Origin of the sequence: Amycolatopsis sp. cg9 (assembly GCF_041346945.1) — a bacterium.
In the GTDB taxonomy this organism is placed as follows: domain Bacteria; phylum Actinomycetota; class Actinomycetes; order Mycobacteriales; family Pseudonocardiaceae; genus Amycolatopsis.
Genome location: NZ_CP166850.1, coordinates 3,571,277 through 3,591,151, shown reverse-complemented (window position 1 = coordinate 3,591,151; position 19,875 = coordinate 3,571,277). Strand labels below are relative to the sequence as shown.

Genomic DNA, 19,875 nt, shown 5'->3' with positions numbered 1-19,875 from the left:
CATTGTCCCTTCGTCACGCAGCGCTTCCCCGGCACCCCGGGTCAGAGGCACGCTCGGAGAAATCAGCAGCGGTCACTGCAGGTAGTCACCCGACTTCGTCACGTACAACACCGCACGTCATGATGTCGGGATGACGGTGCACGCCTTCGTCGACGAGTCAGCACGTGCCGGCAGCTATCTACTCTGCGCGACCATCGTGGAGCCGGCCCATCTGACCCCCACCCGGCGCGCGTTGCTGCCGCTCCTGCTGCGCGGTGGGCGCGAGCTGCATTTCAAGAAGGAAAAAGAACCTCGCCGCAGAATGCTCATCGACCGGATGGCGGCGCTGCCGGTGACTTCCTGGATCTACCTCGCCACCTGCGCGCCCAAGACCGAGGAAACGGCCCGGCAACGCTGCCTGGCGCTGCTCGCCCAGGATCTGCTCGGGGCGCAGGCCCATCGGCTGGTGCTCGACAGCCGGGACCACCGTGACGCGCACGACCGCCAGACCCTCCAACGAGCCCTCGGCGCACGGCCGTCGAAGACCGAACTCACCTATGAGCACGTCGACTCGACCGCGGAACCGCTCCTGTGGATTTCCGATGCGGTGGCTTGGTGCGTCGGGGCGGGTGGCGACTGGCGGCGCCGCGCGAGCCCGCTGGTCACCGAACGCTTCGAGGTGTAGACAGCGAAAAGCCCGTGAGACGACCGTCCGGACGCGTCACGGGCTTCCATACTCGGTCCCACGGGGACCTCGCCCACCCAGCGTACCACCGTCGCTCACCGCCCGGAACGGGTCAGCGGCTGCGGAGGTGCCGTGACCAGGCCTTCCCGTAAGCCTCCCGGTGACGCTCCGCCGTCGTCGCCCAGGAAAACTCCTTCGCCCGCTGCTGCGCCGCCGTCGCCAGTTCCGCCCGTCGCCCCGGGTCCGCCAGCAGCTCGCTGATCGCCGCCGCCACATCACCGGCGCCGACACCGCAGTACGCCACCGCGTCCCCACCGACCTCCGGCAACGAAAGCCGCCGGGTCGTCAGCACACAAGCCCCGCAAGCCATCGCCTCGAGGACCGGCAACCCGAACCCCTCCCCCAGCGACGGATAAGCCACCAGCTCGGAACCCCCCAGGAACCCCGCCAGCGTCCCGAACGGCAGGTACCCCGCCCGGATGACCCGCAGCCGGTGCGGCACGGCGTCCAAAGCCCGCTCCACCTGCGTGTCCCACCCCGGCTGCCCGGCCAGCACCAGAGCCGGCGCGTCCGCCCGCCCGGCCACCGCCCGGGCGAACCCCCGGATCAACGCCGGCACGTTCTTCCGCGGCTCCAGCGCCCCCAAGAACGCCACGTACGGGGTCCGCCCCAGCCCGACAGCCGCCCGCGCCGCGGCGATCTCCGCCGGGGACGGCGGGTGGAAGCGTTCGGTGTCGACGCCGTGGTGAATGACTTCCAAGGAGGCGTGCCGGACCGGGCCGACGCGGGCCAGCTCCGTCGCCGTCGCCGCCGAGGGGACCACGCACAGCGTCGCGCGCCGGAGCGCCGTCGCCGTCCAGGCGCGGAAGAAGCGGGCCTTCACCGACGAGTGGAGCACCGCGTCCGTGAAGAACGTCGCGTCGTGCAGCGTGACCACCGAGGCCGCCGACGTCGCGAGCGGCATCGTGTAGTGCGGCGAGTGGACGACGTCCGCGCCGAGGCGGCGGGTCAGCCGCGGCAGGGTCGCCTGTTCCCAGGTCAGCCGCGCCGTGCGGGTGGTCGTCGACGGCGAGGCCGGGACGACGCGGGAGCGCGGCGCCAGCCGATCGTAAAGCTGCAGGTCGCGGGGCTGGCAGACGACCGTGAGCCGCGCGCCGTCCGCGTCGAGGGCGGCGACCAGCGAGTCCACGTACCGGCCCACCCCGCCGCGGTCCGCGGGCACCGCGGTCGCGTCGATCAGCACCCGGGGGTCATCGCTCACCCCTGCAGGGTACGGCGGCGGCCCTTCGCGCTGGTGGGGAACTGGCAAACCGGGCTAATCGTGAGCCCGCCGGTGGATCGCCCAGACGGCTTCCGCGGCGCGGCGCCAGGTGAACGTCTTCGCCCGCTCCCGGCCCGCGCGCACCAGCTCGGCCGCGCGCGACGGCGAGCCGAGCACCTCCCGGAGCGCGGCCGACAGGGCCGCCGCGTCGCCGCGCGGCACCGTCACGCCCGCGCCGCCGGCCACCTCGACCAGGGCCGGGACGTCGGTGTGCACCACCGGGACCCCGGCCGCCATGGCCTCCAGCAGGCCGAGCCCGAACCCCTCGGCGAGGCTCGGCACGGCCAGCACGCTCGCGTGGCGCAGCGCGGTCGCCAGCTCGGCGTCCGACACCTTCCCGAGCATCCGCAGCCGGTCCGCGGGCAGCCCGCGTTCGGCGGCCAGCGCGACCGGGTCGACGTCGCCCCAGCCCGGCTGGCCGGCGAGCACGAGCATCGCGCCGTCGAGCGCCGCGACCGCGTCGATCAGCACGTCGATGCCCTTGCGCGGCTCGATCGTGCCGACCGCCAGCACGTACTGGGCGGGCAGCTCCAGGTCCGCGTCGCCGGCGGGCACGCGCACGCCGTGCGGGACCACGCGCACCGGGACGTCGAGGTCGATCAGCACCGCCAGCTCGTCGGCGACCGCCCGCGTCGGCACGACCAGCCCGGACGCCCGCCGCGCGGCGCGGGCGATCATCGACCGGTGCCAGCTCACGCCGCGCGCGGTCAGCGTCTCGGGGTGGGTCCACGGCACGGTGTCGTGCACGGTCACGCTCAGCGTCTTCCCGGCCGGGGCGCGCGGCGGCGCGAACGGGGTCGGCGCGTGCACCGCGTCGCCGCCCGGCCACCAGCGCAGGCCCAGCTGCCACGCGGCGACCAGCGCGCGCGGCGGGATCCGGAGCACCCGCGGGCCCTCGACGCCGTCGAGCTCGGCCGCGGTCACGTCGGCGTGCCGCGCGACGACGCTGGACACCGTCCAGCCCGGCGGCGCGGTCTTGGCGAGCGCGGGGAGCAGCTCCGCCGTGTAGCGCCCGGTGCCACCGGGCACGGGCGCGAGGAGCTGCTCGGCGAGCACGACCAATCTGGGCACGCGGCTATTGTGCGGGACGTGACCGCGAATCCCGCCACCACGGTGGTCGTCGTGACCTGGCGGGGTGCCGGGCACGTCACCGCCTGCCTCGACGCGCTCGCCGCGCAGCCGCGTCCACATCGGACGCTCGTGGTGGACAACGCCTCCGACGACGGCACCGCCGCCCTGCTCGAAGCCCATCCTTCGCGTCCGCAAGTAATCCGCCTCCCGCGCAACACCGGCTACGCGGGCGCCCTCGCGGTCGCGCTCGAGAAAGTCGATACGCCGCTGATCGCGTGGCTGAACGACGACGCCGAGCCCGAGCCCGACTGGCTCGCGACGCTGGAGGACACCCTCGAAAAAGCGCCGCTGGCCGCCGCGGCGACCTCGCTGCTCGTGCGGCCCGACGGCACCACCCAGTCCGCCGGGGTCCGGCTGACCGCCGACGGCCACGGTGCCGACCTCACCGAGCCCGCCGGCGAGGTGTTCGGCTTCTGCGGCGGCGCCGCCCTCCTGCGCACCGACGCCCTCCGCGGCGTGCACGGCGTCCCGGCGGCCTTCTTCTGCTACTACGAGGACACCGACACCGCGTGGCGGTTGCGGCTGGCCGGCTGGGACGTCGTCGCGGCGCCCGACGCCCGCGTCCGGCACGCCCACGGCCTCAGCAGCAAACCCGGCTCGCCGCTGTTCCACCGCTGGAACGAGCGCAACCGGCTGCTCATGCTGCTGCGCTGCGCACCCCGCGGCGTCGCGGTGAACCAGCTGGTCAGGTTCGCCGTGGTGACAGCGGTGCTGCCGCTGCGGCCCGGGCGGCCCGCCGCGGCGAACTTCCGGTTCGGGCTGCGCTGCCGGGTGCTGGCCGAGGTGACCGCGCGGCTACCAGCGACGTTGCTCGCGCGGCGCAAGATCGGCCGCGGCGCGGCGCTGGGCCGAGGCGCGGTCTGGGAGGCTTGGGCGGGCCTTTAAGCTGGCGCCCACCCGACGAAGGAGCAGGCTTTGGCGCAGGGGGAACCGCAACCGCTCGTCTCGGTGATCGTGGTGAACTACCGCGGTGCCGACGACACGATCGCGTGTCTGCGCGCGCTCGCCGAGCACGACTACGCCGAGCTCGAGCTGGTCTGCGTCGACAACTCGGACGAGGCCGCGCGCATCCGCGAAGCCGTCCCCCAGGCCCAGGTGATCGAAGCCGGGCGCAACACCGGCTTCGCGGGCGGCTGCAACCTCGGTGCGAAGCACGCGAAGGGCACCGTCCTCGGCTTCCTCAACAACGACGCCCGCCCGGCGCCCGGCTGGGTCGCCGCGGCCGTCGCCGAGCTGCGAGCCCAGCCCCGCGTCGCCGCCGTCGCCAGCAAGGTCCTCGACTGGGACGGCACCGGCACCGACTTCGTCGACGGCGGCCTGACCTGGTTCGGCATGGGCTACAAGCGCCACGCGGGCAGCCCGCTGGCCGACGTCCCGGCCGCCGAGCACGAGGTCGCGAAGGACGTCCTGTTCGGCACCGGCTCGGCGATGTTCGTCCGGGCCGGCGTGTTCGCCGAGCTCGGCGGCTTCGACGAGCGGTTCTTCATGTTCTACGAGGACGTCGACCTCGGCTGGCGGCTCAACCTGCGTGGCTGGCGGGTCCGGTACGTCCCGGAATCGCAGGCGTTCCACCGCCACCACGGCACGATGTCCGCGGTCGACGCGCCGGAGACCGGCCGCGAGACCTTCCTCCTGGAGCGCAACGCCCTCGCCGCGCTCTACAAGAACCTGTCCGACGAGACCCTGGCGCGCGCGCTGCCCGCCGCGCTCGCGCTGGCCGTGCGCCGGGCGACCGCCCGCGGCGAGCTGGACGCGACCCAGCTCGACCTCGAGCAGGGCGTCGGCCCGATCGAGTCCGGCGACGTCGCCGTCCCGCGGAGCACCCTGGCCGGACTGCTGGCGATCGACCAGTTCGTCGAGCAGCTGCCCTCGCTCGCCGAGTCACGGGCGATCGAGCAGGCCGCCCGCGTCCGCACCGACGCCGACCTGCTTCCGTTGCTGCGCAAGGCGCTGGAGCCCGCCTACCCGCTGCCGCGCTACCTCGCCGCGCACGACATCCTCGTCGAGGCGTTCGGCATCGAGAAGGCGTTCGGGCAGCGGCGGAAGATCCTCGTGATCACCGGCGACGCGCTCACCGAGCGGATGGCGGGCCCGGCGATCCGCGCCTGGAACATCGCGCTGGCGCTGGCCGCCGAGCACGACGTCCACCTCGTCACCACCAACCCGCTCGCCACGCCGCCGCCCGCGCCGTTCCGCGTCAGCGCCGGCAAGCACCGCGAGCTGGACGCGCCGATCGCCTGGGCCGACGTCGTCGTCCTGCAGGGTCACGTGCTGGAACTGGCGCCGACGCTGAAGAAGCAGCACAGCGGCAAGATCGTCGTCGCCGACCTCTACGACCCGATGCACCTCGAACTGCTGGAGCAGGGCAAGGGCGTCGCCGACGACCAGCGCGCGGCCGACCTCGCGGGCGTCACGAAGGTGCTGGACGCGCAGCTCGAGCGCGGCGACTTCTTCCTCTGCGCGTCCGAGCGGCAGCGGCACTTCTGGCTCGGCCACCTGGCCGCGCTGGGCCGGCTTTCGCCGCGGCTCTACGACGCCGACCCGACGACGCAGTCGCTGCTCGCGGTCGTCCCCTTCGGCCTGTCGCCGGAACCGCCGGTGCGCACCGGGCCGGGCCTGCGCTCGTCGCTGGGCATCGGCGGCACCGACCACGTCGTGCTCTGGGCGGGCGGGGTGTACAGCTGGTTCGACCCGCTGACCCTGGTCCGCGCGATCGACGAGCTGCGCCGCCGCCGCGGCGACGTCCGGCTGGTGTTCCTCGGGATGAAGCACCCGAACCCCGAGGTCGCCGAGATGGACATCGGCGCCCGGACGATCCGGCTCGCGGATTCGCTGGGGCTGACCGGCAAGCACGTCTACTTCAACGAGCAGTGGGTGCCCTACCACGAGCGCCAGAACTGGCTGCTCGACGCGAACTGCGGCGTGACGACGCACTACGAGCACGTCGAGACGACGTTCGCGTTCCGCACCCGAGTCCTCGACTACCTGTGGGCGGGGTTGCCGATCGTCACCACCGACGGCGACGCCTTCGCCGACCTGGTGCGGGCGGAGAAGCTCGGGGTCGTCGTCCCGGCCGAGGACGCCTCCGCACTGGCGGACGCGCTCGAAAAGTCGTTGTACGACGAGGAGTTCGCCGCGGCCTGCGTCGAGCGGATCGCCGTCGTCGCGCAGCGGTTCGCGTGGCCCGAAGCGCTGAAGCCGCTGGTGGAGTTCTGCCGCGACCCGCGCCCGGCGGCCGACCGGCTGCCCGGCTCGGCCGACCTGGTGACGACGCCGGCGGTGCGCGGGCGGGCGCTGCTGCGCCGGGACGTCGACCTGGTGCGGGAGTACCTGGCCGCGGGCGGGGCCGGCGAACTGGCCCGGCGCGCGGGCGGCCGCGTGCTCAAGGTCGCGAAGCAACGGCTCCGCCGTGGGTAGGTCCCTCAGCGTCCTCCTCGACGGCACCCCGCTCCTCGGCGCGCGCACCGGGATCGGGCGGTACACGTCCGCCCTGATCGAAGAGCTGGTGTCGATCCCCGAGGTGGACACGCGCGCGGTGGCCTTCACGCTGCGCGGCTGGCGGCGGCTGCGGCACGTGCTCCCGTACGGCGCCCGTGCCCGCGGGATGCCGGTGGCGGCGCGGCTGCTGCGGATGGCGTGGCTGCGGGCGAACTTCCCGCCGGTGGAGCTGTTCGCCGGCCCGACCGACGTCGTGCACGGCACGAACTTCGTGCTGCCGGCCCGGTTCCGCGCGGCGGGCGTGGTGACCATCCACGATCTGGCCTTTTTGGACAACCCGGCCGAGCTCGCGCCGAGCGACCGAGACCTCCCGGAACTGGTCCGCCGCGGCGCGCGCCGGGCGAACGTGATCTGCACGCCGACGGCCGCGGTCGCGGACGCGGTGGCGGAGCGCCTCGACGTCTCCCGCGACAAGATCGTGGTGACCCCGCTGGGCGTCAACCCGGCGTGGTTCACCGCGCGGCCCCCGGACGACGAGCGCCGCGCCCGCCTGGGCCTGCCCGCGCGTTATCTGCTGTTCGCGGGCGCGGCGGGCCCGCGCAAGGGCCTGGACTGGCTGACCCGCGCCCACGACGCGGCCCCGGACCTGCCGGACCTGGTGTTCGCCGGCCCGGGCCCGTTCCCGCACGGCCCCCGCCGCCGCCAGACCGGCTACCTGTCCGATGTGGACCTGCGCACGGTGGTGGCGGGCGCGTCGGCGCTGGTGCTGCCTTCGCGCGACGAGGGTTTCGGCCTGCCGGTGCTGGAGGCGATGGCCTCGGACGTCCCGGTGGTGTGCACGGACATCCCGGCTCTGCGCGAAGTGGCGGGCGACTGCGCGAGCCTGGTCCCGTACGGCGACGTGGACAGCCTGGCCTCGGCGCTGCGGACCGCGGTGACGGACCCGCACGCGGTGGCGACGTCGGCGGCCCGCCGCACCCACGCGGCGGGCTTCACGTGGCGCACGTGCGCGGAACTGACGGTGGGCGCGTACCGCCTGGCCTCCGGCCGTCACTGACCTTTGTAGACAGCGAGGACCTCGTCGAGCGGACCGCTCGCCCGGATCCGGCCTTCGTCCATCCACAGTGCACTGGTGCACAGCTCGTTGAGCAGTTCGTCGGAGTGCGAAGCGAAGACGAGGACCCCGGAGCGGCGGGCGAGGTCGACCAGGCGTTCGCGGGCCTTGGCGAGGAAGGCCGCGTCGATGGCGCCGAGCCCCTCGTCGAGGATGAGGATTTCGGGGTCGATGGTGGTGACGACGCCGAGCGCGAGCCGGACGCGCATGCCCGCGGAGTAGGTGCGCAGCGGCAGGTGCAGGTAGTCGCCGAGTTCGGTGAACTCCGCGATGTCGTCGACGCGCTTCTCCATCTGGGCGCGGTTCATGCCGAGGAACAGGCCGCGGATCAGGATGTTCTCGCGGCCGGAGGCTTCGGGGTCGAGGCCGACGCCGAGGTCGAACACCGGCGCGATCCGCCCGACGACCCGGGTGTGGCCCCGGGTCGGCTCGTAGATGCCGGAAAGCAGGCGCAGGAGGGTGGACTTGCCGGCGCCGTTGTGCCCGACGAGCCCGACGCGGTCGCCGTCCGCCAGCGACAGCGTGATGTCCCGCAGCGCCTCGATGATCGGCGTCTTCGTGCCGGTGCCGATCTTCCCGCCGACCTTGCCCAGCACGCGTTTCTTCAGCGACCGGGTCTTGGCGTCGAAGATCGGGAAGTCGACGTAGGCGTTGCGCACCTCGATGCTCACCACAGCTGCCACCCCTCCACGGCTCGAATGCGAACGCAAGTTATCATTCGCATCTGACCCCGTCCGTGGGAGGTATCCGTGTCGCAGGGCTTTCACCCACCCCAGCAGGCCCGCAGCCGGGCGTCGCTGGAGAAAGTGCTGGCCGCCGCCGAGCACGTGCTGGCCCACCGCGGCCACGAGGAGTTCACGATCGGCGCGGTCGCCGAGCGGGCCGGGCTGTCGGTGGGCGCGATCTACCGCCGGTTCGACGGCAAGGACCAGCTGCTGTTCGCCGTGAAGGACCAGCTGCTCGGCCGGCTGGAAACGAACGTCGCCGAAGCACTCGGCGAGTCAGGCCCGCGCGAGGCAGTCGCCGCCTTCACACGGGCCCTGGCGGAAACGTTCGCCGCCCACGACCGGATCTTCCCCGAGCTGCTCGACGGCCAGCGCGCCGACGGCCGCGAACGCGGTCTCCGGGCGCTGGCCGCGATCCAGCGGGCGTTCGTCGAAACGGCGGGGGACAGCCCGGCCGTCCGGATGGCCGCGCGGACGGTCATCGGCGCCTGCGTGCACCGGGCCGCGACCTGCCGCTACTGGCCCGACGGCCTGGACTGGACCACGTGGGCCGCCGAGACGACCGAACTAGCGCTCGCCTACTTGGCGGCCGCGAAGTAGGCGTCCAGCGCCGCTTCCCACGGCCGCATCGGCGTCAGCCACGCCTCTTTCCACGACGACGGCGACAGCACCGAGTACGCCGGACGCGCCGCCGGGCGCGGGAACTCCGCCGTCGTGCAGGGGTGCACCCGCGCGGGATCCGCACCCAGCCGCGTGAAGACCGCGCGGGCGAAGCCGCACCAGCTCACCGAACCGGCGTTCGTGCAGTGCAGGACCCGTGCTTCCGGGCCGTCCCCGCCCGCCACGCGGGACGCCAGCTCCAGCAGCCCCGCGGCCAGGTCGGCGGTCCACGTGGGACCGCCCACCTGATCGTCCACAACGGACAGCGTGTCCCGCGAAGCCTCCAGCGAAGCCATGGTCTTCACGAAGTTCGACCCGGACTTCCCGTACAGCCAGCCGGTCCGCACCACCCAGGACGACGCCCCGGAACCGAGGACCGCGTCCTCGCCCGCCGCCTTCGTGCGGCCGTACGCCGACCGCGGCCCCAGCTCGTCGGACGGCTCGTACGGCGCCGAAGCTTCGCCGGAGAACACGTAGTCCGTCGAGACGTGGATCAGCGGCACGCGCCGGGCCGCGCACGCCGCCGCCAGGACGCGGGGGCCGTCGGCGTTCACCGCGAACGCGCGCTCTTCGTCCTTCTCCGCCGCGTCGACGGCCGTGTACGCCGCCGCGTTGACGACCACCGGCGCCGAGCCGGACTCCTTCGCCCGGTCGGCCAGCGCGCCGACCGCCGCGAGGACCTGGCCCGTCGCCGTCACGTCGAGTTCCGCGGAACCCGGGGCCACCACGTCCACCGAAGGAGACGCCAGCGCGGCGAAATCCCGGCCGAGCTGTCCGGAACCACCGGGCACGAGCACCGTCAGCCGCACAGAAAGTCCTTACTTCTTCAGCGCGGCCCGCTCCGCCAGGGGCTCCCACCACGCGCGATTGTCCGTGTACCAGGCCACTGTCGCGGCCAGACCGTCCTCGAAGGACACGCGCGGAGCGTACCCCAGCTCCTGGTTGATCTTCGTGATGTCCACCGAGTACCGGCGGTCGTGGCCCTTGCGGTCCTCGACCGGTTCGACGCTGTCCCAGTCCGCCCCCACCGCGGACAGCAGCTTCTCGGTCAGCGCGCGGTTGGTCAGCTCGGTGCCGCCGCCGATGTTGTAGATCTCGCCGGGCCGCCCGCCCTCGGCGACCAGCTGGATGCCGTGGCAGTGGTCGTCCACGTGCAGCCAGTCACGGACGTTCAGGCCGTCGCCGTAGAGCGGCACCTTCCGCCCGTCCAGCAGGTTGGTGACGAACAGCGGGATGACCTTCTCCGGGAACTGGTACGGACCGTAGTTGTTGGAACACCGCGTGACGCAGACCGGCAGCCCGTGGGTGCGGAAGAACGAGCGTGCCACCAGGTCCGACGACGCCTTCGACGCCGAGTACGGCGAGTTCGGCTCCAGCACGTGGTCTTCGGTCCACGAACCCTCCGCGATCGAGCCGTACACCTCGTCGGTGGACACGTGCACGAACTTGCCGACGCCCGCCTCGACGGCCGCCTGCAGCAGGTTCTGGGTGCCGAGCACGTTCGTCAGCACGAAGTCGGCGGAGCCGAGGATCGAGCGGTCCACATGCGACTCCGCGGCGAAGTGCACGACCAGGTCGACGCCGCGCATGACGTCGGTGACCAGCGCGGTGTCGCAGATGTCGCCGCGGACGAACCGCAACCGCGGGTCGGCGGCGACCGGGGCCAGGTTGGCCTCGTTGCCGGCGTAGGTGAGCTTGTCCAGCACCACCACCTCGGCGTCACGCAGCGCCGGGTAGGCGCCGGTCAGCACCTGCCGGACGTAGTGCGACCCGATGAAGCCCGCACCACCGGTGACCAGGACCCGCATAACCCCGCCTTTCCTCGCGCCCCGGACGGGGCAATCCGCCCCCAGCCTACGGAGGTCCTACAACACCCTCAGTAGAGTCTCACTGGAGGCACACTGGTGCCCTGGGGGAAGTACGGGGTTTCACAGGGGAGGAAGCGCGTGACCGAATGGCCTGCGCCGCCCGTCCCGGCGCGCCGCGGCAGCGGTGCCGCGCTCTACGCGCGGCGCGGCGGCAAGGTCGTCGTGTCGCTGCTGTCCGTCGCGATCCTGGCCCTGACCTGGTACGGCTGGCACTTCATCGGTGACCCGAACACCGGCCTGACCACCACGAACGTCTTCGCCGACACCGAAGCGCACGCGAAGCCGCTCGACGGCGCGATCGACATCCTCCTGGTCGGCCAGGACAGCCGCACCGACGCGCAGGGCAACCCGCTGCCCCGCGAGGTGCTGGACATGCTGCACGCCGGGGTCTCCGACGGCGAGCTGAACACCGACACGATGATCCTCGTGCACATCCCCCAGAACGGGAAGCACGCGATCGCGATCTCGTTCCCCCGCGACTCCTGGGTGGAGCTGGCCGGCGGCTACGGCAAGCACAAGCTCAACAGCGCGTTCGTCTACGCGTACACGGACACTTACAAAACGTTGCAGCGCCAGGGTGTGACCGACCTGAAGCAGGCCGACGCGGAAGCGAAGGTCGCCGGGCGGAAGAACCTGATCGCGACGATCGAGAAGTTCATCGGCAAGCCGGGCATGATCGACCGCTACGCCGAGGTCAACCTGGCGAGCTTCTACGAGATCACGAAGTCGATCGGCGGCGTCGAGGTCTGTCTCAACGGGCCGGTCAAGGAAGTGAAGTCCGGCGTGGACCTGCCGGGCGGCCGCCAGACGATCGAAGGCGTGCAGGCGCTCGCGTTCGTCCGCCAGCGCTACGGCCTGCCCAACTACGACCTCGACCGGATCGCCCGCCAGCAGGCGTTCCTGTCCGGGCTGGCCCGCAAGGTCATCTCCACCGACGTGCTGACCAGCCCGGGGAAGATCGCCGACCTCGTGGCGGCGGTGAAGAAGTCGGTCGTGCTCTCGCAGGGCTGGGACCTGACCGAGTTCGCCGAGCAGATGCGCGGCCTGACCGGCGGCAACATCGAGTTCCACACCATCCCGACGCTGGGCAACGCGGTGATCGGCGGCGCGGACGTGCTCCGCGTCGACCAGCCGTCGGTGGCGGCGGAGGTCGCCCGGCTGACGTCGGACGGCGACACCCCGGCGGCCCCGACGTCGACGCAGCTGCCGGGCGCGAAGGCCGTCACGGTGGAGCTGTTCGACGGCACGGGCGCCCCCACGCTGACCGCCCAGACGCACGCGATGCTGCAGAGCAAGGGCTTCACGCTCGCCGCGGACCAGAAGCTGAGCACCCGCAACACGACGATCGTCCGGTACAACCCGGCCGACGACAGCGCGCTGGCCCTGGTCAAGCAGGCACTGGGCACCACGGTCCAGGCCGAGCCGGACCGGGACGTCACCGCCGGGCACGTGCGCGTGCTGCTCGGCAAGGACTTCCGGAACTCGGCCGCCGGCCCGGGCGGTGCGCCGACGTCGACGGCCGCGAAGCCGCCGGCGTCCTCCGTGGCGGCCACCACCCCCGCCGCGCCGCCGATCACGGCGGGCGACGTCCCCTGCGTCAACTAGACTGCGTACGCAGGGTGGTCGGGGGAGGTAGGCCAGGGTGGAAGACGAGCAGGAAAAGCCGGAAGCGGCCGCCGAACCGGTGACGCAGAGCGACGAGTGGAAGCCGTCGCCGTTTCCGCGGGAAGCGCCCGCTCCGGTGCCGTCGCGCGCGCGACGAGCCGGCCGGGTGACCCGCCGGGTCGCGGTCGGCCTGGTGTCGCTGCTCGCGCTCGGCGCCAGCGGCTACGCGTACGTGACGAAGGACCAGCTGCAGAGCACGGTCCCGACGACCGACGCGCTGACCCCGCGCGCCGGCGAGCCCGCGCCACCTCCGGCGGACGACGGCGCGGACGACATCCTCCTGGTCGGGAGCGACGCGCGAACGGACGCCCAGGGCAACCCCCTCCCGGCGCGGCTCCTGCGGCAGCTGCGCACGGAAGCCAACAACGGCGCGGTGAACACCGACACGGTGATCGTCCTGCGGGTGCCGAAGAACGGCGGCAAGCCGTCGGCGGTCTCAATCCCGCGCGACACGTGGACCGACATCCCCGGCCGCGGCAAGGCGAAGATCAACTCGGCGTACGGCATCGCGAAGGCGCACTTCGCGCAGGAGCTGCGCGGCCAGGGCGAGCGCGACCAGGCGAAGATCGAGCGCGATTCGGACACCGAGGGCCGCCGGGTGCTGGTGCAGGCGGTCCAGGACCTGACGCAGGTGCGGATCGACCACTACGCCGAGGTCAACCTGCTGGGCTTCTACCTGCTGACCGAGGCACTCGGCGGCGTGAAGGTCTGCCTGAACCACGCGACCGAGGACAAGGACTCGGGCGCGAACTTCCGCCGCGGCGAGCAAACGGTGTCGGGCGGCGAAGCGTTGTCGTTCGTCCGCCAGCGCAAGAACCTCCCGCGCGGCGACCTGGACCGGATCGTGCGCCAGCAGGCGTTCCTGTCGTCGGCCCTGCACCAGGTGCTGTCGGCGGGGACGCTGACCAGCCCCGGAACGCTGAACGGCCTGATGGACGCGGTCCACCGCGCGCTGACGATCGACCCGGGACTCGACCTGCTGCAGTTCGCGCAGCAGGCGAAGGGGATCGCGTCGGGCGACTTGGCGTTCGCGACGATCCCGGTGATCACGGCGAACGGGCGGAGCGAAGACGGGCAGAGCATCGTGGAGATCGACCCGAAGGCGGTCCGGGAGTACGTGGCCGGCCTGGCGGGCCGCACGGCAACCCCGGCTCCGGCCGGCGGCGGCTCGGGCAGCGGCGCCGCCCCCGCCGCCCCCGCCGCGGCACCGCTGCACCAAGCCACCCCCGGCGTCCCCTGCGTCAACTGACCCAAGCCGCACTTTCACGTGAAAGTGCGGCCACCTCACACGGAACCAACGCGGCACTTTCACGTGAAAGTGCGGGTCCCGTCAGGCGAAGTCCGTGCGGTGGTCCTCTGCCCACTGGCGGAAGGTGCGCGGCGCGCGGCCCGTCACCTCGCGCACCACGTCCGTCACCAGCGACGGCTCCCGTGAAGTCCGCGCCCACGCCCGCAGGATCTCCGGCGGGACCTCGGGCGGCCAGCCCAGCGCGGTCATCCGCTCGGCCGCCTGCTCCGGCGTCAGCTCCTCGACCGGCAACGGCCGCCCGAGGACGTCCGCGAGCACCGCCGCCTGCTCGCGGAACGAGATCGGCTCCGGGCCCGTCAGCGCGAGGGCTTCGCCGACGTGCGAGCCGTCGATCAGGATCCGGGCCGCGACCGCCGCGATGTCGCGCTCGTGGACGGCGCCGATCTTCGAGTCCGGGTACGCCGTGCGGACGACGCCCTCCGCGATGTCCGCGCGCCAGCCCAGGGTGTTCGTCGCGAACGCGCCCGGGTTCAGCACCGTCGAGGCGAACGGCGCCGCCGCCAACGCCTGCTCGACGGCGTGGTGCAGCCGCGCGATCCGGCTCTGCGCGGACTGCGGCTCGAGCGTCGCCGCCGACGACAGCAGCACCACGTGCCCGACGCCGGCCGCCTCGGCCGCCTTCACGAACCCCTCGATCCCCTGCGGCCGCGTGTACAGGAAGACCGCGGACACCCCCGCCAGCGCGGTGTCCAGCGTCGAGGCGTCTTCGAGGTCCGCGCTCACCTTCGCGACGCCGTCCGGGACGTCGAGCGACGTCGCGTCCCGGCTCGCCGCGCGTACGTCCTGACCTGCGGCGACGAGCTCCTCCAGCACCGCCCGCCCGACGTTCCCGCGGGCTCCGGTGACGAGAATGGTCATGGCTGTTCCCCAGTTCCCAGATAGCTTTGCTTGCAAAGCAAAGCTACTCAGCCCGAGGATCCGGTGTCAACCGGCGAGGCCCCTGGTCCGCGCTTTAGCCTTGTCCCCATGAGCCTGACCGACGAGCTGCTGCGCCCGCTGCTGGCCTCGCCCGCCCGACCGTTGATCACCCACTACGACGACCAGCTCGGCAGCCGCGTCGAGCTGTCCGTGGCGACCACCGCCAACTGGGCGGCGAAGACGGCCAACTGGCTGACCGAGGAGTTCGACGTCGAGCCGGGCGACGCGGTGGCCGTGCAGCTCCCGGCGCACTGGCAGACCGTCGGCGTGCTGCTCGGGGCGTGGTGGTGCGGGGCGCGCGTGGTGACCGAGGGCGCCGGCGCGCGGGTGGCGTTCGTCGGGCCGGACGACCCGGAGCCGACCGGCGCGACCGCGACCGCCGTCGTCACGCTCGACCCGATGGGCCGCGGCCTCGCCGAACCGCCGGGCGGCGGCGCGTTCGACTACTTGACGGAGTCCCGGATGGCGGGCGACCAGTACAGCCCGCTCTTCCCGGTCCCCGGCGACACCGCGGCGCTCTTCGACTCCACTGTGGACGAAGTACTGGCCGAAGCCCGCGCCCGCGCGGCGAAACTGGGACTGTCCGCCGACGACCGCGTGCTGTCCACAAGGGACTGGGACGGGCCGGCGGGCATCCTCGACGGCCTCCTCGTCCCCCTCGCCGCCGGCGCCCACCTGGTCCACATCAGCAACGCGGACGAGGCGAAACTGGGTGCCCGCCGTGATGCGGAGCGCACCACGGCGGACCTCCCGGCCTAAGCGTTCTGCAGTTCGCCGACCTCGGCGCGGCGGGCGCGCTTGCGGCCCCACAGCAGGTGGTCCAGCGAGAGCCGCCCGCCGTTGAAGCCGAGGGCGAGCCCGGCCAGCGCCAGCACCAGGACGAGCTCGTAGCCGCCCTGCCCGGTCAGGCCGTTGTCGATGTGCACCGAGAGCAGCGCGCCGACCGAGATCACGACGTACCCGATGCCGACCAGCGGCAGCAGGAAACCGGCGATGAACGCGACGGACCCGAGGATTTCGACGGTCATCGCGAAGACCGCGGCGGCCGTGGGCAGCGGGATGCCCGTCATCTCGAAGAACTTCGCCGTGCCGTCGATGCCGTTGTTCCACTTCTGGATGCCGTGCGCGAGGAAGACGACCGCGACGCCGATCCTCCCCAGCAACAGGGCCACGTCCTTGAATCGTCCGAACATCGGTTTCAGCTCCCCGGTGGGTGAATTTTCAACTGACCCGCCCCAAGCTAGGGCTCCGGGACGCCCGATCGAAGCTCCGGAGGGTGATCGACAGGGAACCGACAGGGACCGGAAAAGCGGTTGGCGACGGCGGGACCGAGCGTTATCTTCGCCCTGACCTGCGCCGACGACCGTGAGGAGACCCCGATGCGCCGACAGACCGTCCGACCCGGCCTGTCACCCGCATCACAAAGGACTCCTCACGACCGTGAAAACCCTGAACATCGGCATTCTCGCGCACGTCGACGCCGGTAAGACCAGCCTGACCGAGCGCCTGCTCTTCGAAGCGGGCGTCCTCGGCCACCTCGGCAGCGTCGACCGGGGCGACACCCAGACCGACTCACTCGAGCTCGAACGCCGTCGCGGCATCACCATCCGTTCCGCGGTGGCGTCCTTCGTGACCGGCGGCACCCGGATCACCCTGATCGACACCCCCGGTCACCCGGACTTCATCGCCGAGGTCGAACGCGCCCTGCGCGTGCTCGACGGCGCCGTCCTCGTGGTGTCCGCCGTCGAGGGCGTCCAGGCGCAGACCCGCGTGCTCATGCGCACCCTGCGCCGCCTCGCCATCCCGACCCTCGTCTTCGTCAACAAGATCGACCGGCGCGGCGCCCGCGACCAGCTCGGCGACATCCGCGCGAAGCTGGCGCCGCGGGCGTTCGCGCTGCACGCGACCCCACCCGACGAGCTGGCCGAGCTGCTGGCCGACGGGGACGACACGTTCCTGGAGTCCTATGTGGACAACCAGGTCGACGCCGGGGCCCGCCGGGCCGAGCTGGCCCGGCAGGTCGGCCGCGGCACGCTGCACCCGGTGCTGACCGGTTCGGCGATCACCGGCGCCGGCGTCGCGGACCTGGTGACGGCGATGGCCGAACTGCTCCCGGCGACCGAGCGCACCGGCGACGGGCCGCTGGCCGCGACGGTGTTCAAGATCGACCGCGGCCGCGCCGGGGAGAAGATCGCGTACGCCCGCCTGCACTCCGGCTCCCTGGCGCCACGGCAGCGGATCCCCTTCTACCGCGGCGAAACCGAGCTCACCGGCCGGGTCACCGCGGTCGAAGTCGCCGGCGACGACGTCGCGCTCGCGGGAGACGTCGCCCGGGTGCGCGGGTTGCGCGAAGTCCGGATCGGCGACCGGCTCGGTTCACCCGGCGCCGCTCGCGACGGCGGGTTCGCGCCGCCGAGCCTGGAAACCGTCGTGCGGCCGGTCCGGCCTGGGCAGGCCGCGGCGCTGTTCACCGCGCTGACCAGACTGTCCGAAGAGGACCCGCTGATCGACGTCCGCCGGGACGGCCACGACGTTTCGGTGCGGCTCTACGGCGAAGTGCAGAAGGAGGTGCTGCGCTCGATGCTGGCCGACGGCGCCGGCATCGACGTCACCTTCGAGCGGACGCGCACGCTGTACGTCGAGAAACCGGTCGCCCGCGGCGAGGCCCTCGAGGAGCTGGACCCGGAGCAGCGGCTGTACTTCTTCGCCACGGTCGGACTGCGGGTGGAGCCCGGGCCCGGGGTCGCGTTCGGCCTGTCGGTGCAGCTGGGTTCGCTGCCCCTGGCGTTCCACAAGGCGATCGAGGAGACCGTCCACAGCACGCTCGAACAGGGGCTGTACGGCTGGGAGGTGCGGGACATCGCCGTGACGCTGACGCACACGGCGTTCTTCAGCCCGCTCAGCGCCGCGGGCGACTTCCGCAAGATGACGCCGCTGGTGCTCATGGCGGCGTTGAAGGAAGCCGGCACGCGGGTGCACGAACCGGTGCACCGCTTCGAACTGGAGGTCCCGGTACCCGCCGTCAGCGCGGTGCTGGCCAAGCTGGCCGAGCTGCGCGCGGTCCCCGGCGAACCCGTCGCCGGGGGCGGTTCCTGCACGCTCCGCGGCACCATCCCCGCGGAGCACGTCCACGAGTTCGAGCAGGCGCTGCCGGCGCTCGGGCAGGGCGAGGGCGTCTTCCTCAGCGAGTTCTGCGAGTACCGGCCGTGTCCGGGGCCGCCGCCGGTCCGCCCCCGGACCGGCGACAACCCGTTGGACCGCAAAGAATACCTGGCGCAGGTCGCCCGGCGTTAGCGCTTGTGGGCCCAGGCCGCGCCGAAGCAGTACGCGCCGAACGCGGCGAGGCCGAGCGCCACGACGGTCAACAGCACAGGGCCGAAGGGCTGGGCGGCGAGCGTCTTGAGGGCGGCGTCCAGCCCGCCGGCCTGGTTCGGGTCGGCGTTGAAGCCGGCGATGGCGAGGAGGATGGCGACGATCGCGAACACGACGCCCTTGGCGAGGTAGCCCGTGGTGCCGAGCCAGCTGACCCAGCGCTTGGTCTTGCCGGGCAGGTCGCTCATGTCGAGGTCCTCGAGGAACTTCTTCTTCACGCCCTTGACCCCGGCCGCGATCGCCACCCCGAGCACGGCCGCGGCGGCGATGACCACCAGCGCGGGCCCGAACGGCAGCTGCAGCAGCTTGGCCGTGAACTCCTGCTGGGTCTGGTTGCTCGAGCCCCCGCTGCCGCTGCCGATGGCGATCCGGAACGCGGAGAAGCCCAGCACGACCACGACGACCCCGCGGGCCGCGGCACCGATCCGCTTGCGCGTCCGCTTGCCGCCGCTGACCCAGGTGTAGCCGGTGGCGGCCATCAGGAACTGCCAGAGCCCGAAGGCCACCAGCCCGATGGCGAGCACCCAGAGCAGGACCTGCCCGAACGCCGTCGAGCCGATCTCCTGCAGCGCGCCCTTCTGGTCGGCCTGCTCGCTGTCCCCGAAGGCGACCTGCAGGGCGAGGTAGGCGAGGACCAGGTGGACCAGGCCGTAGCAGGCCATGCCCGCCCGGCCGAGCAGTTGCGCGGTGTCGCTCTTCTCGCCTCTTGCGGCCGTGGCCTCTGTCCGGTTCATGCTTGCTGGGGTACCCAGATCGGCGCGGAATCCGCTGGGCTGAGCGGCCCAATCCGGCGCGGCGATGGGACGATCGCGGTATGGACGCGCGACTGATCGGCTACTGGTCGGAGTCGGAGGTGCACCCGGGCTCGACCGAGTACACCGAGCTCGGCTTCCGCGCCGACGGAACGGGCTGGCAGTACTGGTCGAGCTGGAGCACGGAGTTCGTTGTCCACCGCTTCACGTGGGACGGCGCCGCGGACCGGCTCGCGATCCGGCTCGGCATGGTCCTGGACGGCACCTGGTCGCTGGACGGCGAGCGGACGCGCCACCGCGTCGAGCGCCGCGAGCACGTCGAAACGCGGCTGACGCTGCGCTGCTCGCTGACCGGCGAGCCGCGGCTGGAGCTGGACCGGCCGATCGACGAAATGCTCGGCGGCACGGAGTTCCTCTTCGTCCCCGGCGGCGGCACCGACCCGACGCTCGCCTAAGCGGGGCGGCGGCGCACTTCGTCGAGACCGGTCCAGCCGCCGTTGACGGCGAGCAGCGTCAGCACCTGCTCGGCCTGTTCGGCGAACCGCGCGAGGTCGTCGTGCAGCAGGGCGGCGCGGTCCCCGTCGAGCTGGTCGACGTCGTCGAACCAGAGCGAGATCACCGAACCGGCGGTGACGGCGAGCCCCTGCGTCAGCCGGAGGAAGCCGTCCGACGGCTCATCGGCGTCCGCGCGGTAAGCGGTTTCGATCTCGTCGCACGCGGCGAGCAGTTCCCGCAGCTGCCGGACGGCCCCGGCCGGCGTCCCGTCCCAGGCGGCCGTCGGCCAGGCGCGATCGGACAGCTCGAGCCACAGCCGCCAGCCGGCGACCAGCTCGGCTTCGTCGTGGGGCGTCCAGGACGCCGGAACCGGCCAGTACATGCTTCGAGGGTGACACCGCCGGAGCGGAAATCCGCCCCGGCGGTGGGTTATGTCTCATGTG

General features: G+C 72.6%; 19 protein-coding genes. 10 read left to right on the top strand and 9 right to left on the bottom strand.

Annotated elements, in window-relative coordinates; genetic code table 11:
• Positions 1 to 130 precede the first annotated feature (130 nt).
• On the top strand, positions 131 to 664 hold the full coding sequence (locus AB5J73_RS17350; RefSeq protein ID WP_370970715.1) for a hypothetical protein: 534 nt from the start codon (positions 131 to 133) through the stop codon (positions 662 to 664).
• 112 nt (positions 665 to 776) lie between these two features.
• Here the strand turns inward: AB5J73_RS17350 and AB5J73_RS17345 are convergent, their stop codons facing one another.
• Positions 777 to 1,907 (bottom strand): glycosyltransferase family 4 protein, encoded by a 1,131-nt coding sequence (locus tag AB5J73_RS17345; RefSeq protein ID WP_370973214.1) that lies wholly within the window; start codon positions 1,905 to 1,907, stop codon positions 777 to 779.
• 72 nt (positions 1,908 to 1,979) lie between these two features.
• The gene (locus tag AB5J73_RS17340) at positions 1,980 to 3,056 is read right to left on the bottom strand and encodes a glycosyltransferase family 4 protein (RefSeq protein WP_370970714.1); all 1,077 of its coding nucleotides are present in this window, start codon (positions 3,054 to 3,056) and stop codon (positions 1,980 to 1,982) included.
• Positions 3,057 to 3,065: 9 nt separating this feature from the next.
• On the opposite strand from AB5J73_RS17340, the gene AB5J73_RS17335 reads away from it, so the two are divergent.
• Genes AB5J73_RS17335 through AB5J73_RS17325 form a run of 3 tightly spaced genes read left to right on the top strand, consistent with a single transcriptional unit; the run spans position 3,066 to position 7,611 of the window.
• Positions 3,066 to 4,001 (top strand): glycosyltransferase family 2 protein, encoded by a 936-nt coding sequence (locus tag AB5J73_RS17335; RefSeq protein ID WP_370970713.1) that lies wholly within the window; start codon positions 3,066 to 3,068, stop codon positions 3,999 to 4,001.
• Between the two features lie 30 nt (positions 4,002 to 4,031).
• On the top strand, positions 4,032 to 6,533 hold the full coding sequence (locus tag AB5J73_RS17330; protein WP_370970712.1) for a glycosyltransferase: 2,502 nt from the start codon (positions 4,032 to 4,034) through the stop codon (positions 6,531 to 6,533).
• Positions 6,526 to 7,611 carry a glycosyltransferase family 4 protein gene (locus tag AB5J73_RS17325; protein WP_370970711.1) on the top strand — a complete coding sequence of 362 codons (1,086 nt, stop codon included), beginning with the start codon at positions 6,526 to 6,528 and terminating at the stop codon, positions 7,609 to 7,611. The genes AB5J73_RS17330 and AB5J73_RS17325 overlap by 8 nt, the downstream gene beginning before the upstream one ends.
• On the opposite strand, the gene AB5J73_RS17320 is transcribed toward AB5J73_RS17325, so the two are convergent.
• Complete coding sequence (locus AB5J73_RS17320; protein ID WP_370973212.1) at positions 7,605 to 8,342, bottom strand: ABC transporter ATP-binding protein; 738 nt, start codon at positions 8,340 to 8,342, stop codon at positions 7,605 to 7,607. The two genes, AB5J73_RS17325 and AB5J73_RS17320, sit on opposite strands and share 7 nt — an antisense overlap.
• A 75-nt stretch (positions 8,343 to 8,417) precedes the next feature.
• On the opposite strand from AB5J73_RS17320, the gene AB5J73_RS17315 reads away from it, so the two are divergent.
• Positions 8,418 to 8,993, top strand: a complete 576-nt coding sequence (locus tag AB5J73_RS17315; protein WP_370970710.1) for a TetR/AcrR family transcriptional regulator — start codon at positions 8,418 to 8,420, stop codon at positions 8,991 to 8,993.
• Here AB5J73_RS17315 and rfbD read toward each other — a convergent pair.
• Together rfbD and rfbB are read right to left on the bottom strand one after the other, a co-directional pair.
• Positions 8,972 to 9,862: a dTDP-4-dehydrorhamnose reductase gene (gene rfbD, locus AB5J73_RS17310; protein WP_370970709.1), complete on the bottom strand. Its 891-nt coding sequence runs from the start codon at positions 9,860 to 9,862 to the stop codon at positions 8,972 to 8,974. The two genes, AB5J73_RS17315 and rfbD, sit on opposite strands and share 22 nt — an antisense overlap.
• Before the next feature lie 9 nt (positions 9,863 to 9,871).
• Positions 9,872 to 10,861, bottom strand: a complete 990-nt coding sequence (rfbB, locus tag AB5J73_RS17305; protein ID WP_370970708.1) for a dTDP-glucose 4,6-dehydratase — start codon at positions 10,859 to 10,861, stop codon at positions 9,872 to 9,874.
• Positions 10,862 to 10,999: 138 nt separating this feature from the next.
• Between rfbB and AB5J73_RS17300 the strand changes: the two genes are divergently transcribed.
• Together AB5J73_RS17300 and AB5J73_RS17295 are read left to right on the top strand one after the other, a co-directional pair.
• Positions 11,000 to 12,526 carry an LCP family protein gene (locus AB5J73_RS17300; RefSeq protein WP_370970707.1) on the top strand — a complete coding sequence of 509 codons (1,527 nt, stop codon included), beginning with the start codon at positions 11,000 to 11,002 and terminating at the stop codon, positions 12,524 to 12,526.
• A gap of 37 nt (positions 12,527 to 12,563) precedes the next feature.
• On the top strand, positions 12,564 to 13,835 hold the full coding sequence (locus tag AB5J73_RS17295; protein ID WP_370970706.1) for an LCP family protein: 1,272 nt from the start codon (positions 12,564 to 12,566) through the stop codon (positions 13,833 to 13,835).
• An 81-nt stretch (positions 13,836 to 13,916) separates the two neighbouring features.
• Here AB5J73_RS17295 and AB5J73_RS17290 read toward each other — a convergent pair whose 3' ends face one another.
• On the bottom strand, positions 13,917 to 14,753 hold the full coding sequence (locus tag AB5J73_RS17290) for an NAD(P)H-binding protein (RefSeq protein WP_370970705.1): 837 nt from the start codon (positions 14,751 to 14,753) through the stop codon (positions 13,917 to 13,919).
• 108 nt (positions 14,754 to 14,861) lie between these two features.
• Between AB5J73_RS17290 and AB5J73_RS17285 the strand changes: the two genes are divergently transcribed.
• Complete coding sequence (locus tag AB5J73_RS17285) at positions 14,862 to 15,572, top strand: TIGR03089 family protein (protein ID WP_370970704.1); 711 nt, start codon at positions 14,862 to 14,864, stop codon at positions 15,570 to 15,572.
• On the opposite strand, the gene AB5J73_RS17280 is transcribed toward AB5J73_RS17285, so the two are convergent.
• Complete coding sequence (locus AB5J73_RS17280; protein ID WP_370970703.1) at positions 15,569 to 16,006, bottom strand: DoxX family protein; 438 nt, start codon at positions 16,004 to 16,006, stop codon at positions 15,569 to 15,571. The genes AB5J73_RS17285 and AB5J73_RS17280 overlap by 4 nt on opposite strands.
• A gap of 247 nt (positions 16,007 to 16,253) precedes the next feature.
• Between AB5J73_RS17280 and AB5J73_RS17275 the strand changes: the two genes are divergently transcribed.
• Positions 16,254 to 18,107 (top strand): GTP-binding protein, encoded by a 1,854-nt coding sequence (locus tag AB5J73_RS17275; RefSeq protein ID WP_370970702.1) that lies wholly within the window; start codon positions 16,254 to 16,256, stop codon positions 18,105 to 18,107.
• Here AB5J73_RS17275 and AB5J73_RS17270 read toward each other — a convergent pair.
• Positions 18,104 to 18,919 carry a DUF1206 domain-containing protein gene (locus AB5J73_RS17270; protein ID WP_370970701.1) on the bottom strand — a complete coding sequence of 272 codons (816 nt, stop codon included), beginning with the start codon at positions 18,917 to 18,919 and terminating at the stop codon, positions 18,104 to 18,106. The genes AB5J73_RS17275 and AB5J73_RS17270 overlap by 4 nt on opposite strands.
• A gap of 80 nt (positions 18,920 to 18,999) precedes the next feature.
• On the opposite strand from AB5J73_RS17270, the gene AB5J73_RS17265 reads away from it, so the two are divergent.
• On the top strand, positions 19,000 to 19,392 hold the full coding sequence (locus AB5J73_RS17265) for a hypothetical protein (RefSeq protein ID WP_370970700.1): 393 nt from the start codon (positions 19,000 to 19,002) through the stop codon (positions 19,390 to 19,392).
• On the opposite strand, the gene AB5J73_RS17260 is transcribed toward AB5J73_RS17265, so the two are convergent.
• Positions 19,389 to 19,814, bottom strand: a complete 426-nt coding sequence (locus tag AB5J73_RS17260) for a hypothetical protein (protein ID WP_370970699.1) — start codon at positions 19,812 to 19,814, stop codon at positions 19,389 to 19,391. The genes AB5J73_RS17265 and AB5J73_RS17260 overlap by 4 nt on opposite strands.
• Positions 19,815 to 19,875 lie beyond the last annotated feature (61 nt).